General features: G+C 58.8%; 16 protein-coding genes and 2 rRNA genes (1 of these 18 only partly in view). 12 read left to right on the top strand and 6 right to left on the bottom strand.

Features of this window, described 5'->3' with window-relative positions; all coding sequences use genetic code 11:
* Positions 1-130 precede the first annotated feature (130 nt).
* From AC1MEE_RS06990 to AC1MEE_RS06955, 8 genes are all read left to right on the top strand, one after another.
* Positions 131-967 (top strand): transporter substrate-binding domain-containing protein, encoded by an 837-nt coding sequence (locus AC1MEE_RS06990; RefSeq protein WP_480414586.1) that lies wholly within the window; start codon positions 131-133, stop codon positions 965-967.
* A 74-nt stretch (positions 968-1,041) separates the two neighbouring features.
* Complete coding sequence (locus AC1MEE_RS06985) at positions 1,042-1,701, top strand: amino acid ABC transporter permease (protein WP_480414585.1); 660 nt, start codon at positions 1,042-1,044, stop codon at positions 1,699-1,701.
* Positions 1,698-2,369 (top strand): amino acid ABC transporter permease, encoded by a 672-nt coding sequence (locus tag AC1MEE_RS06980; protein WP_480414583.1) that lies wholly within the window; start codon positions 1,698-1,700, stop codon positions 2,367-2,369. The genes AC1MEE_RS06985 and AC1MEE_RS06980 overlap by 4 nt, the downstream gene beginning before the upstream one ends.
* A gap of 65 nt (positions 2,370-2,434) precedes the next feature.
* Complete coding sequence (locus AC1MEE_RS06975; protein ID WP_480414582.1) at positions 2,435-3,274, top strand: amino acid ABC transporter ATP-binding protein; 840 nt, start codon at positions 2,435-2,437, stop codon at positions 3,272-3,274.
* Positions 3,271-4,407, top strand: a complete 1,137-nt coding sequence (hisC, locus tag AC1MEE_RS06970; RefSeq protein ID WP_480414581.1) for a histidinol-phosphate transaminase — start codon at positions 3,271-3,273, stop codon at positions 4,405-4,407. Before AC1MEE_RS06975 ends, hisC begins: the two co-directional genes overlap by 4 nt.
* Positions 4,407-5,144, top strand: coding sequence for a histidine utilization repressor (hutC, locus tag AC1MEE_RS06965; RefSeq protein ID WP_480414580.1), 738 nt, complete (start codon positions 4,407-4,409; stop codon positions 5,142-5,144). Before hisC ends, hutC begins: the two co-directional genes overlap by 1 nt.
* A gap of 223 nt (positions 5,145-5,367) precedes the next feature.
* The gene (locus tag AC1MEE_RS06960; RefSeq protein WP_480414579.1) at positions 5,368-6,225 is read left to right on the top strand and encodes a lipase family protein; all 858 of its coding nucleotides are present in this window, start codon (positions 5,368-5,370) and stop codon (positions 6,223-6,225) included.
* Positions 6,226-6,422: 197 nt separating this feature from the next.
* Positions 6,423-6,656 carry a hypothetical protein gene (locus AC1MEE_RS06955; protein ID WP_480414577.1) on the top strand — a complete coding sequence of 78 codons (234 nt, stop codon included), beginning with the start codon at positions 6,423-6,425 and terminating at the stop codon, positions 6,654-6,656.
* Positions 6,657-6,772: 116 nt separating this feature from the next.
* On the opposite strand, the gene AC1MEE_RS06950 is transcribed toward AC1MEE_RS06955, so the two are convergent.
* Together AC1MEE_RS06950 and AC1MEE_RS06945 are read right to left on the bottom strand one after the other, a co-directional pair.
* Positions 6,773-7,042, bottom strand: coding sequence for a DUF2790 domain-containing protein (locus tag AC1MEE_RS06950; RefSeq protein WP_480414576.1), 270 nt, complete (start codon positions 7,040-7,042; stop codon positions 6,773-6,775).
* A gap of 268 nt (positions 7,043-7,310) precedes the next feature.
* Positions 7,311-7,637, bottom strand: coding sequence for a thioredoxin family protein (locus AC1MEE_RS06945; RefSeq protein WP_480416171.1), 327 nt, complete (start codon positions 7,635-7,637; stop codon positions 7,311-7,313).
* Positions 7,638-7,888: 251 nt separating this feature from the next.
* Between AC1MEE_RS06945 and AC1MEE_RS06940 the strand changes: the two genes are divergently transcribed.
* Genes AC1MEE_RS06940 through AC1MEE_RS06925 form a run of 4 tightly spaced genes read left to right on the top strand, consistent with a single transcriptional unit; the run spans position 7,889 to position 12,691 of the window.
* Positions 7,889-8,425, top strand: coding sequence for a winged helix-turn-helix transcriptional regulator (locus tag AC1MEE_RS06940; RefSeq protein ID WP_480414575.1), 537 nt, complete (start codon positions 7,889-7,891; stop codon positions 8,423-8,425).
* A gap of 7 nt (positions 8,426-8,432) precedes the next feature.
* Entirely contained in the window at positions 8,433-9,578 is a 1,146-nt protein-coding gene (locus tag AC1MEE_RS06935; RefSeq protein ID WP_480414574.1) for an HlyD family secretion protein, read from the top strand.
* Positions 9,575-11,167, top strand: coding sequence for a DHA2 family efflux MFS transporter permease subunit (locus tag AC1MEE_RS06930; protein ID WP_480414573.1), 1,593 nt, complete (start codon positions 9,575-9,577; stop codon positions 11,165-11,167). The genes AC1MEE_RS06935 and AC1MEE_RS06930 overlap by 4 nt, the downstream gene beginning before the upstream one ends.
* 48 nt (positions 11,168-11,215) lie before the next feature.
* Positions 11,216-12,691, top strand: a complete 1,476-nt coding sequence (locus AC1MEE_RS06925; RefSeq protein ID WP_480414572.1) for an efflux transporter outer membrane subunit — start codon at positions 11,216-11,218, stop codon at positions 12,689-12,691.
* A gap of 55 nt (positions 12,692-12,746) precedes the next feature.
* Here the strand turns inward: AC1MEE_RS06925 and AC1MEE_RS06920 are convergent, their stop codons facing one another.
* The 4 genes from AC1MEE_RS06920 to AC1MEE_RS06905 form a co-directional block, all read right to left on the bottom strand.
* A complete protein-coding gene (locus AC1MEE_RS06920; protein ID WP_480416170.1) occupies positions 12,747-13,457 on the bottom strand; it encodes a slipin family protein in 711 nt (236 codons plus the stop codon).
* Between the two features lie 50 nt (positions 13,458-13,507).
* Entirely contained in the window at positions 13,508-14,845 is a 1,338-nt protein-coding gene (locus AC1MEE_RS06915) for an NfeD family protein (protein WP_480414571.1), read from the bottom strand.
* 223 nt (positions 14,846-15,068) lie between these two features.
* A 5S ribosomal RNA gene (gene rrf, locus AC1MEE_RS06910) occupies positions 15,069-15,184 on the bottom strand.
* 155 nt (positions 15,185-15,339) lie between these two features.
* A 23S ribosomal RNA gene (locus AC1MEE_RS06905) occupies positions 15,340-16,488 on the bottom strand (it continues 1,742 nt past the right edge of the window).

Genomic DNA, 16,488 nt, shown 5'->3' with positions numbered 1-16,488 from the left:
CGCTAACTGCAGTATCAAAGCGCCACAGACTGTAATCCTTACACAACGATCATGAAAACCGACACAAGAACCGACACAAGAACCGACACAAACCACCAGCGTTCACTGCATCTGATGAAGGAGTTACCCAATGCAACTCGATTCTCTGTTCAGTAAAACATTCAACGGCCTGTGCGTTGCCATGGCCTTGGCCATCGTTCCCTTGGCGGCGCATGCCGATCAACTGGCCGATGTGAAGAAAGCCGGTGAGCTGGTCGTGGGCACCGAACTGCAGTTCGCACCGTTCGACTTCACCGAGAACGGCAAACAGAAAGGCATGAACGCCGAGCTGTTCGAACAACTGGGTAAAGAACTGGGGGTCAAGGTCAAGTTCCTCGACCTGCCGTGGCCGAGCGTATTGCCAGGCCTGGAAGCGAAGAAATTCGACGTGGTTGCTGGCCCGATCATCGTCACCAAGGCGCGTAAAGAGCGCTATCACTTCGTGATGCCGATCGCTGAAGCGACCGTGGCCCTGATGATCGGCGCCAAAGATGACAGCATCAAAAAACCTGAAGACATCGCCGGCAAAATCGTCGGCGCAGGCAAAGGCTCGGCACAGCTCGAAGAACTGAAAACCTTCGCCGCCACCCTGCCGAAAAAGGTAGAGATTCGCGAGTACATCGACAACAACCAGGCCTACGCCGACCTGGCGGCCCATCGCATCGTCGCTGTCGCCAACTCTCTGCCAAACGTGTCCTACGTCGCCGCGGAGAAATCGAATCTATACAAAGTGGTCATGCCTCCGTTCGGCAAGAAATCCTACTTTGCCTACCTGGGACGCAAGGATGACGACGCCAATAGCCTGATCGCAGCCCTCGATGCCGCCATGCTGAAAATGCATAGCGACGGCCGTCTCGCCGCCCTGCAGAAAAAATGGCTGGGTGCCGAAATGGACGTGCCAAAAGCTGACTTCGCCCCTACCTGGTAAACCGGGCTTGCAGGTTCGATGAACAGATCGTCGGCTCAGCCGGGTCGGCGATCATCGATGTTGGAGGCATGACGATGTTCGATTGGCCTTTACTGCTGCAAAACCTGCCTTTGCTGCTGAACAGTCTGCTGGTGACCCTCGAAGTGTCCGTCGCGGCATTGGCCATTGGTTTTGTCGTCGGCGTTATCGTCGGCAGCCTGCGATTGTCGCCCGTGCCGCTGCTCAGACGTCTGGGTGGCGCCTATATATTCGTGTTCCGCGGCATTCCGCTGCTGGTGCAATTGCTGTTCATCTATTATTTCCTGCCGCGCATCGGCCTGCCCAACGTCTCGCCCACGGTGGCGGCGGTGATCGGCCTGTCGCTGGCGGCGGGGGCGTATATCGCAGAAATCATGCGCGGTGGTTTTCTCGCCATTCCCGGCGGGCAACTGGAAGCCGCCGGCCTGCTGGGCCTGAGCTCAGGACAAATGCTGGTGCGTATTCGTGTGCCCCAAGCCGTGCGCCTGACCCTGCCGGCGCTGATCAATGAAATGATCCTGCTGATCAAGGCGTCGTCGCTGGTGTCGGTGGTGGGCCTGGCCGACCTGACCCGCACCGCGCAGAACATAGCAGCCAGTGACTACATGTTCGTTCAGGACTACCTGATGCTGGCGGGCTTCTACTGCCTGATCAACATCCCGTTGGCATTCTGTGGCGACCGGTTGGAACGCCATCTGAAGGAGCGCAGCGCATGATCTTCGATCCCCATATCGTTACCGATCACCTGGGCGATATCGGCGGAGGCTTCCTGGTCACGCTCGGTACCTGGTCGTCCGGGGTCGTGCTCGGTCTGTTGCTGGGCATGCTGATCGCGGTGGCCCAGCTGTTCGGCAACAACCTGGTGCGCACGCCATTGCGGGTGTTCATCGAGATCATTCGAAGTACGCCGTTTCTGGTGCAATTGTTTCTGGTGTACTACGGCGGCCCGTCATTCGGCCTCAGCCTCGACCCGATCCCGGCCGGGGTACTCGGTCTGGGCATTTATGGCAGCGTGTATTTCGCCGAGATCTTCCGCGGCGGCTTCGAGTCCGTCAATCGCGGTCAGTTGGAAGCCGCCGACTGCCTGGGCATCAGCCGCCTGCAATGCATCGTGCGCATCCAGATCCCACAGATGCTGGTGATTATCCTGCCGGCGCTGGTCAATATGGTCAGCGTGCTGTGCAAGGAAACCGCTGTACTGTCGATCATCACCATTCCTGAAATGACCATGGTCCTCACCGGCATCGGTTCGGAAACCTTCGCGTTCGTCGAAACCCTGACGATGCTGTGCATCGGTTATCTGGTGTTAGTGGAAGCCTGTTCACGCCTGGGCATGTTCCTCGAAGGACGTGTCGGGCACTTCATGCAGAAGCAACCGCGATGAACAACCTCCTCCCCGTCACGCCAACAGACCCATACTTATCAGCATTGCAAGAATCAGGTGAAGCGATGAAGACTCCCGAGGCACTCTCCGACAACCGCGAGCCCATGCTGAAGCTGCACAACGTCGGTAAAAGCTTTGGCACGCTGCGCGTACTCAAAGGTATCGACTTGCAGGTCCGGCATTCTGAAGTGGTGTGTCTGATCGGCCCGTCCGGCTCGGGTAAAAGCACCCTGCTGCGCAGCATGGCGTTTCTCGAAGAGTACGACGAAGGCGAGATTTATATCGAAGGCCAACTGCTCGGCTGGGTGCCGGAGAATGGCAAAGGCCGCAAGCGCGCGGCGCAGTCGCAGATCAACCTGGTGCGGCGCAATGTCGGCATGGTCTTCCAGCAATTCAACCTGTGGCCGCACATGACCGCGCTCGGCAACGTCAGTGAGGCGTTGTTGCGAGTGCGCAAACTGTCTGCCGATGACGCCCGGCAACGGGCCATGGCGATGCTCGATAAAGTCGGACTCGCACACAAGGCGGCGACTTATCCGGCCCAGCTGTCCGGTGGTCAACAGCAACGCGTGGCGATTGCCCGGGCGTTGGCCATGGAGCCGCACATCATGTTGTTCGATGAACCGACCTCGGCGCTCGACCCGGAGCTGGTCGGTGAGGTTTTGCAGGTCATGAAAACCCTGGCCAAAGAAGGCATGACCATGGTCGTGGTCACCCACGAGATGGGCTTCGCCGCGCAAGTGGCCGATTCGGTGGTGTTTCTCGATCAGGGTGAACTGGTTGCACGCGGCACCCCGCGCGAAATATTTCACAACGCCGAACATCCGCGTCTGCAGCAATTCCTGCAGAACTACCTGGACCGCAACGCCTTCTGGCAGGACAACAAAGAAGTGAGCCCCGCATGAACGCTACCGATCTGCACCTGTTGGCCCGCGCCGAAGTGCGTGACCTTGCCAGCTACAACGCCGGCCTCAGCTCGGATGCAGTGCGCAAGCGCTTCGGCCTGACCCGTGTGGCCAAACTCGGCAGCAATGAAAACCCGCTGGGCCCGGCACCCGCTGTCGCCGCCGCCATGGCCCAGGCCTGTAGCGAAATCGCCCTGTACCCAGACGCCAGTTGCCTGGCATTGCGCGCCGCGCTCTCGGAAAAACTCGGCGTGCCGGGCAATCAATTGGTGTTTGGCAATGGCTCGGAAGATCTTCTGAGCATCATCAGCCGAGTGTTTCTCGATCATGACGACGAAGTGGTGACGGTGGTGCCGTCCTTCGGTTTGCATTTCATTTACCCGTTGGCAGCCGGTGCCCGCGTGGTGGGTGTGCCGATGACTGCCAGCGGCGCCTTCGACGTGGCCGCGATGGTCGACGCGCTGACACCGCGCACGCGTCTGCTGATGTTTTCCTGCCCGTCCAACCCGGTCGGCTCCACTCTCAACGCCGATGAATTGCAGCAACTGCTCGACGCATTGCCCGCGCACTGTTTGCTGGTATTCGACGAAGCCTATTACGAATACGCGCAGTTCGAGGCTGATTACCCGAATTGCCTGAGCCTGATCCAGGCCAGCGGCAAACCGTTCATTTTGCTGCGGACCTTTTCCAAAGCCTACTCGCTGGCGGGCCTGCGCATGGGGTACGGCATCGTCAGTGATCCCGTACTGGCGGACCTGATCGACCGCTTGCGCACGCCCTTCAACATCAACCGAGTGGCACAGGCCGCCGCCGTCGCGGCCTTGGCCGATGATGAGCACCTGCACGCCACCCTCGAACATGTCGCCCGCGAACGCCAACGGATGGCCGCTGCATTACAGGCGCTGGGCATCGACAGCGTGCCGTCGATGGCCAACTTCCTGTTTTTCTCCACGCCCTTCAACGCCGAAACGGTCAATCAGGCACTGCTGCGTCAGGGCGTGATCATCAAACCCTGGCGTGAGGCCGGATATACCCAGTATTTGCGGGTATCGGTGGGCAATCGTGAGGATAACGACCTGTTCCTCGAAGCCTTGGCGAACATACTCACCGAACAACAGACGCGGAGCGCCTGATGACTAACACTGCACCGCAAGCCCTGTATCGGCGGGCGAAGGACTTTGTGCAAGGCAAGCTTCGCTCCGGCGAATGGAAGCCCGGCGACCTGATCCCCTCGGAAAACCGTCTGGTGCAGGAACTGAGCATGTCGCGCATGACCGTCAACCGGGCCTTGCGCGAACTGACCGAAGAAGGCCATCTGGTACGGGTTTCGGGGGTCGGCACCTTCGTCGCCGAAAGCAAGCCACAGTCGAACCTGCTGCGCATCACCAACATCGCTGACGAGATCATCGCCCGCGGCCATCGCTACTCCTGCCAGGTGTTGCATCTGGGCCGCGAAGCCGCCTCGATGGCCGTGGCGGCGGCCTTGGCGATGCCCACCGGCACCTCGGTTTTTCATCTGCTGTGCGTGCATTGCGAAGAAGGCGTGCCGGTGCAACTGGAGGACCGTTACGTCAATCCCGAGCTGGTGCCCGAGTTTCTTCAGCAGCAGTTCGGCGAACAGCTGCAACCGGCCAGATATCTGCTGCAGGTAATCCGCCCCGACGAAATGGAACACATCGTCGAAGCCAGCCACCCCAGCAGCGATGAAAGCCGACACATGCAGATCGACGCCAACGAACCCTGCCTGGTGCTGCTGCGCCGAACCTGGAGCAGCAACAAGATCGTGACCTACGTGCGCCTGATCCATCCCTCCTCGCGCTATCGGCTGGGCAGCCGCATGCCGGTCAATGGCGCGCATCGCGATAGTTGAGTTCGCCCCCTGTGGTCACGGTATTCGCCGCCCGATACAACCCGTTGCTCAATACACTCAAATGAAAACAATTCCAGCCTTTCAGGTGGCGTATTTTTCAATTCCAACTACCGTAATTAGGGCGTCCGTGGCGGCTACAGGCTGTGGACGCAAAAACCGGCCCGTCTAGCTGTCGCGCCTCAACCGTTTTAAACGATTGAGTTCTGCCAGGAGCGCAGACCTGATGCTGGCTCTCGAATATGACCCCTCGCAAAACGCCCTTTATCACCCGGAAGCACAGCCTTCTATTTTTGCTTCAGTGCCAACCCGCGACCCCCTATCGTTGGCCGTCGAGGCTGCCAGGCTGGCCTATCTGCGCTTCGAAGACGTTCAATCCGACAAGCCCACATTAGCGACCCTGCTTTGCGCGCAAGGATTCGGACCACCCGTCTTATTCAGACATGCACCAACAGACAGCGAAGGCTTCGGCACCCTGCGCGATGATGGCAGTGCACTTCTGGCCCTGCGAGGCACGCAAATTGACCACATAAAAGACGTGATCTCGGGTGCGCAAGTAGTGCGTATGGCGTGGCCACTTGGACCCGGCAAAGTACACAGCGGATTTGCCAAGGCCGCTTTGGGGCTGTGGCCTTTCATCCAGAAGTGGCTGAACGATACCGCCCACCAACGCACCTCGTTGACCATCACCGGCCATAGCCTGGGCGCCGCCATCGCGACCTTGCTCGCCGAGCCCGCAAGGGCGGATTTTCTGGTGACACTTGGATCGCCACGCGTCGGCGACCATGACTTTACCCAGGGCCTGTCAGCCCATAAAAAACTGCGCATTGCGCGGCTGGTCGACTGTTGTGATGTGGTCACCGAATTAGTGCCCGCCAGTCTCGGTTTTGACCATGTACACGGGCTTGCCTATATCGACCGTTATGGCGTCATGCAGGCTTCCTTCTCAGCGGCGCTGATTCACCAGGATCAGCAGAAGGCTCGCTTCGATTACCTGACGCGGTATGCCCACGATGCCGAGAACGTATTCTTACGGGAATGGGCGGATCACTCTCCCATTAACTACGTGCGTGCCTTCTGGTGAACAGGCTGTGAAGTAGCAGATATCTCAGCCTCATTGACCGTTCCTGCTCGCTAACCGCCGGGGCCTGGCCTACCATCGCCCCGGCCTGTGGTTTTACGCAGCGCCCGATGCTTAAAGGAATGGATCATGATCGACCAACACCGCATGCAGTCCGGCCGCCTTGATGGCGCCCGGCATTCACAGGAAGGGGTCGAACAATGAGCCTCGACGGGATCGCCCTACCCAAAGGCGTGGGACCAGACGCCGAAAAGCTGTTGGACGCCATCACTCAGGCAGGCTCGGCAGATGACTTGAACCGGGCCGGTGGTAAAGCCGAAGGGTTCGTCCTGGGACTGGAGAGCGGCAAGACAATCAAAAGCCAGATCGCGGAACGTCTTTACGTGGCGTTTGACGATGCGTGCAGCCAACGATTGACGGAACTGTCTGCTTAAACTAACAGCGGTTCGTTTCTTTAAACGAGCCCCATAAAAAAGGCGCTGCATGACAGGGCCTTTTTTATAACGTTATTACCGGCGCACGTTATCCCCACACCGAAAACAACTAACGTTTAATTATTAGAGCACCCGGTGCCCGGTGTCAGGTATTCAAGCGTGTGCGAGGCGCCTGCAGAGTCCAGATAGTTCATTCGAACCGGTACGGGGTCCTGTGAGCAGGCCGTTTGATCATCGCTGACCGATATAACCTTCGCAATATCCAGCTTCATTGAATAGTTGTAGTTCTCTACCGCAGATTGCTGCTGGGCGGCCTCGTCGTGTTTATCATTGGCCATGCTGACGGTGGACACGCAGGCTAATAACAACAGCAGTGACGCTTTCATGTTTGCATTCCTCTTACTTCAGAGTTGGCAAACAGCAGTGTTCATCACAAGGTACTTGGACGCTTGAGTGATCCACCTGTTTGCAGGGGGTTGCTGGTTGGCAGGGAGAATAGTAGGCGGTCAGTACGCTTAGTTACAGCGCCTATAGGGATAAAGACTATCTGCTTTTTTGGTAACAATAGCGTTGCGTTCAGCTACACACAGCCAAGTTCCACCGGAACAATAGGCAATACGTCGTAGATATTCGATATCCATGAAGTATCGTGCATCAACACTCGCCAGTCAGCTGCTCGAAGGCCTCTTCGATTTCGCTGACATTCGTCGGCCGCACCAGCCGGGCGAGCGTCTGACCGTCACGCAAGAAGACCAGCGTTGGCCAGAGCTTGACCTGGAATGAACGCCCCAGTCGCCGACTACTGCCGTCTTCGATTTTCAAATGGCGGACCTGTGGATAGTCAGCAATGACTTTCGCGAGCAGCGGTTGGGCGGCAAGGCAATGGCCGCACCACGGCGCACCGAACTCGATAAGGGTCGGACCTTCCAGCGCATCGGCCGCGGCGCGGGTGGGTTCGGTTGCGGCGTAGACCGTGGTCATGCTCATGTCGCTCTCCTCACAGGATGACTGCGCCAAGCACTACAGATGCAGACGCTTCCGGCATCTTCCTCGCTGCTCGACCCTCGTTTCAACAACCTTCTCCCTTCTTTCAGCTTAAGACGCTTTGATTGCCCGGCCGAGCTGATTTTCGTCGGCTGACCAGTGGCGAACAGAGTGACTTGCATAATGAAATCCACAGCATTATATTATGATCATAATTTAACGATTCCAACCCTTCAGAGAGGGCGGTCATGAAGAGAAAAAGCTTTGAAAACATGCGCTGTCCGATTGCTCGCAGTCTTGAGCACGTCGGCGAGTGGTGGAACATTCTGATTCTGCGCGATGCCTACTACGGCTTGAGCCGCTTCGACGAATTCCAGAAGAGCTTGGGGATCGTGCCCACTACCCTGACCCGTCGGCTCAACGATTTGATCGAAGGTGGACTGCTCGAACGCCGCCTTTACAGCGAAAAACCACCCCGTTACGACTATGTCCTCACCCAACGCGGGCGTGATTTCAGGCCGGTCATGCTGACCTTGATGGCCTGGGGCAACAAGCACTTCGCCCCCGAAGGCAATAGCGTTTTTCTGGCCGACGAGGCCAGCGGCGAAGCGGTCGACCTGGTGCTGACAGACGCCAGGACCGGCAAAAAAATCAACCGTGAACAGCATGCCATCCATGCCGGCGAGGCCGCCGACGAGATGCTGCTCAAGCGTCTGGAAAACGGCCGCCAGCGCCGCCTGGCCCAGCTTGAATCGATACCCGCCTCCTCTGAATCCAACAGGTAATCCTGCGATGAATAGCTCAATTGCGCTGGGTGATATCGACACCGCGATCACTCCGAAAAAAAGTTGGCCGGCACTGCTCAAGCGCGTGCTGTTGCTGGTGGTGCTGGCAATCGCGCTGGTACTGGCGGTGGTGTACGGTGCCCATTGGTGGACCGTCGGACGCTTTATCGAATCCACCGACGATGCCTACATCGGTGGCGATGTCACTGTGATCGGGCCGAAGGTGACCGGTTACATCACTGAACTGAAAGTCACCGACAACCAGCTAGTGCACGCTGGCGAACTGTTGGTGAAAATCGACGATCGTGATTACCTCGCTGCCCTGAACAAAGCCGAGGGCGCGGTAGCCGCGCAGGAAGCCTTGCTGGCCAATCTGGAAGCCACCGAACAGCTGCAATACGCGGTGATCGGCCAGGCCAAAGCCAGCATCGACGCAACCAACGCCGAAACGGTTCGCTCCCGTGACGATCAGGCCCGCTATCAAAAGCTGGTCAGCCAAGCAGCGGTGTCCGTCGAGAGCGCACAACGTGCCGATGCCACATTCAAAACGGCCCAGGCCAACGGTGCCAAGGCCCAAGCCTCTATGCTCGCGACCCAGCGCCAGATCGCGGTGATCGCCACTCAGAAACAACAGGCCCGGGCCGCGTTGATGCAAGCCAAGGCCGAGCGGGACATGGCGCAATTGAATGTGGGCTACACCGAACTGCGCGCCCCGGTCGATGGGGTCATCGGCAACCGCCGGGCCCGGGTTGGTGCCTTCGCTGCCGCCGGTTCGCAACTGCTTTCGGTCGTGCCGGTCAGCGGTCTGTGGGTCGACGCCAACTTCAAGGAAGACCAACTGGCCCATATGGTTCCAGGTCAGGCCGTGACCATTCATGCCGATGTGCTTCCGGGTCGCGCATTCCATGGTCATCTGGACAGCCTCGCCCCGGCAACGGGCTCGCAGTTCAGCGTACTGCCGCCGGAGAACGCCACCGGCAACTTCACCAAGATCGTGCAGCGTGTGCCGGTGCGGATTCTCCTCGATCAGGCCGACGGTACCCTGGGCAATTTGCGTCCTGGTTTGTCAGTGACGGCTGAAGTCGATACCCATGCCGGCTCAACCGACTTACAAGGCCACCGTCTCGCCTCGAATCAGGCCAGCGCACCATGAGCGCCGTCCCCGCAACGCCAGCCAAACCTTTTGACGCAGCGTCGATGGCCACCGCGGCCAAAGTATTCGCCTTCGCGACCATGTGCATCGGCATGTTCATTGCGCTGCTGGATATTCAGATCGTCTCTGCATCGCTGCGTGACATCGGCGGTGGTCTGTCGGCAGGCACCGATGAAACGGCCTGGGTGCAAACCAGCTACCTGATCGCTGAAATCGTGGTCATTCCGTTGTCTGGCTGGCTGTCGCGGGTGTTCTCCACACGTTGGTTGTTCTGCGCCTCAGCGGTCGGCTTCACCATCGCCAGCCTGCTCTGCGGCGCGGCCTGGAACATTCAGAGCATGATCGTATTTCGTGCCCTGCAAGGCTTCCTTGGCGGCTCGATGATCCCAATGGTGTTTACCTCGGCGTTCATGTTCTTCACCGGCAAACAGAAGGTCATCGCAGCTGCGACCATCGGTGCCATCGCCTCGCTGGCGCCGACTCTGGGACCGGTCATCGGCGGCTGGATCACCGATGTGTCGTCCTGGCACTGGTTGTTCTACATCAACCTGGTGCCCGGTATTTTCGTCGCGGTGGCGGTGCCGATCCTGGTGCGCATCGACGAGCCGGACCTGTCGCTACTCAAGGGCGCGGATTACCTGAGCATGGTGTTCATGGCATTGTTTCTCGGCTGCCTGGAGTACACCCTCGAAGAAGGCCCGCGCTGGAACTGGTTCAGCGACAGCACGATCCTGACCACGGCCTGGATTTCCGGACTCTCCGCCCTCGCCTTCATCAGCCGCACCCTGATGGTCAGCAACCCCATCGTCGATCTGCGTGCCTTGAAAGAACGTAATTTCGCCCTCGGCTGCTTCTTTTCCTTCGTCACTGGCATCGGCCTGTTCGCAACGATTTACCTGACGCCGCTATTTCTGGGCCGGGTACGCGGCTACAGCGCGCTGGACATCGGCCTGGCGGTTTTCTCCACCGGCGTATTTCAGATCATGGCGATTCCGCTGTATGCCTTCCTGGCCAATCGCGTCGATTTGCGTTGGATCATGATGGCCGGGCTGGGGCTGTTCGCGTTGTCGATGTGGGATTTCTCGCCGATCACCCACGACTGGGGCGGCCATGAACTGATATTGCCTCAGGCATTGCGCGGTATTGCCCAGCAACTGGCGGTGCCACCCGCTGTCACGCTGACCCTCGGCGGGCTGGCCATGTCGCGACTCAAACAAGCGTCGGGCCTGTTCAATCTGATGCGAAACCTGGGCGGCGCCATCGGTATCGCCGCCTGCGCGACGATTCTGAATGACCGCACCAACCTGCACTTCACGCGTCTTGCCGAACATCTGAACAGCAGCAACGAAGCGATGAATCAATGGCTGAGCCAGGTCGGCAACAACCTCGCCACCCTCGGCCAGACTGGCAGCGAAGGCACCACTGCGGCCTTGCATCAACTGTGGCTGCTGACGTACCGCGAGGCACAGACGCAAACCTATTCCGACGCGTTCCTGGCGATCATGGTGTGTTTCATCATCGCCACCGCGATGGTCCCGCTGATGCACAAGGTGGTGCCACCCGCCTCTCCTTCCCCCGATGCCCATTGAGACCACCCTGGACACGCTCATCCTTTTTCGCACCTTGAGGACCGGACAATGAAAACCCTGGCGACTCGCTTCAAAGGCTCCAAGCTGTTTGCATTGACCGCACTGTTCGTTGCGCTGGCAGGCTGCGCCGTCGGCCCTGACTACCAAAAACCGACGAACACGCTGACCGCTGACTTCAACAATCAGTCGCTGTTGCAGCAACGCGTCGGCGAAGTACCGGCACCGTCTTTGGACAGCTGGTGGACTGGCTTTTCAGATCCCGAGTTGACCACTATCATCCAGCGCGTGCTCCAGCAGAACCTGGATCTGGCGGTTGCCATGGCCAGGGTCGATCAGGCCCGCGCTGCCGCTCATGAAGCCGGCGCTGAGCGTTTGCCGCAAGGTAGCCTCGACGCGCAAGCCGTGCGTCAACACCAATCAGTGAAAAGCCCGTTGGGCGAGATCGGCAACGCGTTGCCCGGCTACCAACGCAATCAGACGCTTGAAAGCATCGGCGCTGGCGCCAGCTGGGAGACCGACCTCGCGGGTGGCCTTCAACGTGGCGAAGAGGCCGCAGTCGCCGAGGCCCAGGCTGCCGACGCCACCCACGCCGGCGTGCGCATTTCCGTCGCCGCCGAAGCCGCCGATGCCTATTTCCGGGTGCGTGGCGCTCAACAACGAATCGCCCTCGCCCAGGAGCAAGTACAAACCGAAGACAACCTCCTCGCTCTGGTGCAAGCCCGCATGGGCAGCGGCCTGGCGACCAACCGTGAGCAAGCCCAGGCCCAGGCGTTGGTGTTGCAAGCCCGAGCCACCTTGCCGCCGTTACACACTGAACTGGCCATGCAGCTCAATCGTCTGGACGTGTTGATGGGCGTGCAACCGGGCACCTATGCCCAAGAGCTGTTGAGCAGCTCACAAACCTTTCGCGTGCCGACCATCACCGATACCAGTGGACCGGCCAGCCTGTTGCGCCGTCGTCCCGACGTGATTGCCGCCGAGCGCAAACTGGCCGCGTCCAACGCGCGCATCGGCCAGGCAGTTTCCGAGTATTACCCCAAGGTTTCACTGGCCGGTTTGCTCGGTTTCGAAAGTCTGAAGAGTGGCGAACTGTTTTCTGCCGCCGCATTCCAGCCGCAAGCCGTGATTGGTCTGCACTGGCGCTTGTTTGATTTTGGACGGGTCGATGCTGAAGTCGCCCAGGCCAAAGGCGCTAACGCTGAAGCCCTGGCTCAGTACCGCCAGTCCATGCTGCGCGCCACCGAAGATGTCGAGAACGCCATCGTGACCCTGACCCAACTTGAACAGCAGCGCACTGAGGTGGATCAGGAAGTCGCCGCCCACAAGGTCGCCCGAAGTGCCGCACAGGATGCTTACAAAGGTGGCGCCATCAGCCTGGTCGAAGTGCTCGATGAAGACAGGCTGCTGCTCACCGCCCGCGATCAACTGGCGCAACTGCACGCCAATGACGCCCGCGCAGCCGTCGCAACCTTTCGCGCATTGGGTGGTGGTTGGTCGCAGGACACTTTGTCAGCCAGGAATTGAGGCGTAGCGCAGTTCCATTGTGGGAGCGAAGCCAAGCGCGGCAAGCTCCGCAGTTTCAGGACTTGGGCGCGAGATCAGCCATGCCTTTAAGCAACTCAATGGGCATCGGAAAGACGATGGTCGAGGTGCGGTCGTTGGCAAGCGCGCCCAGCGTCTGCATATAACGCAGTTGCATGGCACCGGGTTGCCGGCCGAGCACTTCAGCGGCTTCTGCCAACTTCTGTGAGGCCTGCAACTCGCCTTCGGCATGGATCACTTTGGCGCGACGTTCACGTTCAGCCTCGGCTTGCCTGGCGATGGCGCGAATCATCGACTCGTTGAGGTCGACGTGTTTGATCTCGACGTTCGCCACCTTGATGCCCCAGGCGTCGGTCTGTGCATCGAGCACCTTCTGAATGTCGACGTTGAGCCGCTCACGCTCGGCGAGCAGTTCATCCAGCTCATGCTTGCCCAGCACTGCCCGCAACGTCGTCTGCGCCAGTTGGCTGGTGGCCATGAGGAAATCCTCGACCTGAATGATCGCCCGCTGCGGGTCGAGCACCCGGAAGTAAAGCACCGCATTGACCTTCACCGAGACGTTGTCACGGGTGATTACATCCTGCGGCGGCACATCCAGCACAACCGTGCGCAGATCGACCCGGACCATCTGCTGGACCACGGGAATCAACAGGATCAGGCCCGGTCCCTTCACCTGCCAGAACCGCCCGAGTTGAAACACCACCCCGCGCTCGTACTCACGCAAGATGCGAAAGGTCGCAAGCGCCATCAGTACCAGTAGCAACACCAACGTACCAAAACCCAGTTGCACAAACATCATCAGTCTCCTTTTAGAGGTGTCTCTGGCACCCCCGTGACCTCCAACAGCAGGCCACGGCGCGCCACTACCCGGACCCGTTGACCGGGCCGTAACGGTGCTTGACTCAACACCTGCCAGTGTTCTCCTTGCAGTTGCACCCAGCCACCCAAGGGGTCGTCCGAATGCAACGCGGCTATCGTGACAATGCTGCCCACCAGGCCCGCGTCACCACTGACGACCTGACGCTGCCGAGACTTGAGTGCCACCCCGACCAAGCCGATGAGACACAGAGCGCTGACCACCGCCAAGGTGATGATCAACGGCAGTGCGATAACGAATCCCGGTGCTCTGGTGTCCATCAACATGGTTGCGCCACCGATGAAAGCGACGATGCCGCCAAAGCCGATCACCCCGAAACTTGGCAAGAACGCTTCTGCCACCATCAGGGCCATTCCGAGCATGATCAATCCGATACCGGCATAACTGACCGGCAACAACTGCAAGGCATAAAGCGCCACAAGCAAACAGATGCCACCGATCACACCACCCGCCGTCGAGCCCGGATTGAGGAGTTCGAAAATCAGACCGAAGACGCCGACCATCAGCAGAATCAACGCCACGTTGGGGTTGGTGATGACCATCAGAAAGCGGATACGCCAGTCTGGATCATCACGAACCACCACCGCGCTCGCGGTATGCAGTTGAATGTCTCGGCCGTCCACGTTCAGTTTTTTGCCGTCCAACTGCCCGAGCAGATCGCTCAAATCTTTCGCCTGGTACTCGATGACTTTAAGCGTCAGGGCTTCAGAGTCCGTCAGGCTGACGGCTTCACGAACGGCTTGCTCGGCCCACTCAGCGTTACGCCCGCGCAATTGCGCCAGCCCACGTAAAAAAGCCGATGCGTCGCTGATTTGCTTACGCGTCAAGGTGTCGGTCTCAGGCGATTCCGGGGGGGCCGGCTGGACACCAATCTGAATCGGTGTGGCGGCGCCCAGATGAGTACCCGGTGCCATGGCCGCGATATGGCTGCCGTAAAGAATATAGGTGCCGGCACTCGCGGCCCGGGCGCCGCTGGGCGAGACATAGCTGGCCACGGGCACTGGACTGGCGAGGATGGCTTGCACGATCACCCGCATCGAGCTTTCCAGCCCCCCCGGCGTATCAATGGCGAGTACCACTAACTGCGCGTGCTCTTCCGCCGCTCGGGTCAAGCCATTAACCACGTACTCAGCACTGGCCGGGCCAATGGCATCGTCCAGCGTCAGAACCCTGACCGAACCCTCCGCCGCAGTTGCCCCCGCCGGCAGCCCGAGCAGCAGCATCAACACAAGCACATGGCGCCACCAGCGACTGCTCACAGGGCCCTCCCGAACACGTCTCGCCGACCGTCATCTATCATCTTAGTTGACGTCAGCCCCGGACGAGCACAGTTCGCTCAACGTGCTGCAAGCCGTTAAATTGAATGAAAACTGATGGCCGAACCTTAAGGGCAAGTGGTTCGGATTGCCACCTGCTCGAACTTTTTTCCGCGCAAAAACAAAACCCCTGTCTGCGTAAGCAGACAGGGGTTTCGGAATTTAATCTTGACGATGACCTACTCTCACATGGGGAAACCCCACACTACCATCGGCGATGCATCGTTTCACTGCTGAGTTCGGGATGGGATCAGGTGGTTCCAATGCTCTATGGTCGTCAAGAAATTCGGTAGCCAGTTCGTGGGCCCTTGCGGGTTCACGCGCCAGCGAATGGGGATGTGATAGATTTGTGGGTGTTGCCAATTTTCGACGTGTGTCGTCTTCACACACCGCAATCTGGCCCTTCTTTCGAAGCAAGCAGATTGCTTGGGTGTTATATGGTCAAGCCTCACGGGCAATTAGTATGGGTTAGCTCAACGCCTCACAGCGCTTACACACCCCACCTATCAACGTCGTAGTCTTCGACGGCCCTTCAGGGGACTCAAGGTCCCAGTGAGATCTCATCTTGAGGCTAGTTTCCCGCTTAGATGCTTTCAGCGGTTATCTATTCCGAACATAGCTACCCGGCAATGCCACTGGCGTGACAACCGGAACACCAGAGGTTCGTCCACTCCGGTCCTCTCGTACTAGGAGCAGCCCCTCTCAAATCTCAAACGTCCACGGCAGATAGGGACCGAACTGTCTCACGACGTTCTAAACCCAGCTCGCGTACCACTTTAAATGGCGAACAGCCATACCCTTGGGACCGGCTTCAGCCCCAGGATGTGATGAGCCGACATCGAGGTGCCAAACACCGCCGTCGATATGAACTCTTGGGCGGTATCAGCCTGTTATCCCCGGAGTACCTTTTATCCGTTGAGCGATGGCCCTTCCATACAGAACCACCGGATCACTAAGACCTACTTTCGTACCTGCTCGACGTGTCTGTCTCGCAGTCAAGCGCGCTTTTGCCTTTATACTCTACGACCGATTTCCGACCGGTCTGAGCGCACCTTCGTACTCCTCCGTTACTCTTTAGGAGGAGACCGCCCCAGTCAAACTACCCACCATACACTGTCCTCGATCCGGATAACGGACCTGAGTTAGAACCTCAAAGTTGCCAGGGTGGTATTTCAAGGTTGGCTCCACGCAGACTGGCGTCCACGCTTCACAGCCTCCCACCTATCCTACACAAGCAAATTCAAAGTCCAGTGCAAAGCTATAGTAAAGGTTCACGGGGTCTTTCCGTCTAGCCGCGGATACACTGCATCTTCACAGCGATTTCAATTTCACTGAGTCTCGGGTGGAGACAGCGCCGCCATCGTTACGCCATTCGTGCAGGTCGGAACTTACCCGACAAGGAATTTCGCTACCTTAGGACCGTTATAGTTACGGCCGCCGTTTACCGGGGCTTCGATCAAGAGCTTCGCGTTAGCTAACCCCATCAATTAACCTTCCGGCACCGGGCAGGCGTCACACCCTATACGTCCACTTTCGTGTTTGCAGAGTGCTGTGTTTTTAATAAACAGTCGCAGCGGCCTGGTATC

It is taken from the genome of Pseudomonas sp. ASL3 (genome assembly GCF_056680425.1).
This window is presented reverse-complemented; position numbering and strand designations above follow the sequence as displayed.

Coding starts and splice junctions, on each gene's coding strand:
- AC1MEE_RS06990 (WP_480414586.1), top strand. CDS start 131: ATGCAACTCGATTCTCTGTTCAGTAAAACATTCAACGGCCTGTGCGTT.
- AC1MEE_RS06985 (WP_480414585.1), top strand. CDS start 1,042: ATGTTCGATTGGCCTTTACTGCTGCAAAACCTGCCTTTGCTGCTGAAC.
- AC1MEE_RS06980 (WP_480414583.1), top strand. CDS start 1,698: ATGATCTTCGATCCCCATATCGTTACCGATCACCTGGGCGATATCGGC.
- AC1MEE_RS06975 (WP_480414582.1), top strand. CDS start 2,435: ATGAAGACTCCCGAGGCACTCTCCGACAACCGCGAGCCCATGCTGAAG.
- hisC (WP_480414581.1), top strand. CDS start 3,271: ATGAACGCTACCGATCTGCACCTGTTGGCCCGCGCCGAAGTGCGTGAC.
- hutC (WP_480414580.1), top strand. CDS start 4,407: ATGACTAACACTGCACCGCAAGCCCTGTATCGGCGGGCGAAGGACTTT.
- AC1MEE_RS06960 (WP_480414579.1), top strand. CDS start 5,368: ATGCTGGCTCTCGAATATGACCCCTCGCAAAACGCCCTTTATCACCCG.
- AC1MEE_RS06955 (WP_480414577.1), top strand. CDS start 6,423: ATGAGCCTCGACGGGATCGCCCTACCCAAAGGCGTGGGACCAGACGCC.
- AC1MEE_RS06950 (WP_480414576.1), bottom strand. CDS start 7,042: ATGAAAGCGTCACTGCTGTTGTTATTAGCCTGCGTGTCCACCGTCAGC.
- AC1MEE_RS06945 (WP_480416171.1), bottom strand. CDS start 7,637: ATGACCACGGTCTACGCCGCAACCGAACCCACCCGCGCCGCGGCCGAT.
- AC1MEE_RS06940 (WP_480414575.1), top strand. CDS start 7,889: ATGAAGAGAAAAAGCTTTGAAAACATGCGCTGTCCGATTGCTCGCAGT.
- AC1MEE_RS06935 (WP_480414574.1), top strand. CDS start 8,433: ATGAATAGCTCAATTGCGCTGGGTGATATCGACACCGCGATCACTCCG.
- AC1MEE_RS06930 (WP_480414573.1), top strand. CDS start 9,575: ATGAGCGCCGTCCCCGCAACGCCAGCCAAACCTTTTGACGCAGCGTCG.
- AC1MEE_RS06925 (WP_480414572.1), top strand. CDS start 11,216: ATGAAAACCCTGGCGACTCGCTTCAAAGGCTCCAAGCTGTTTGCATTG.
- AC1MEE_RS06920 (WP_480416170.1), bottom strand. CDS start 13,457: ATGGCGCTTGCGACCTTTCGCATCTTGCGTGAGTACGAGCGCGGGGTG.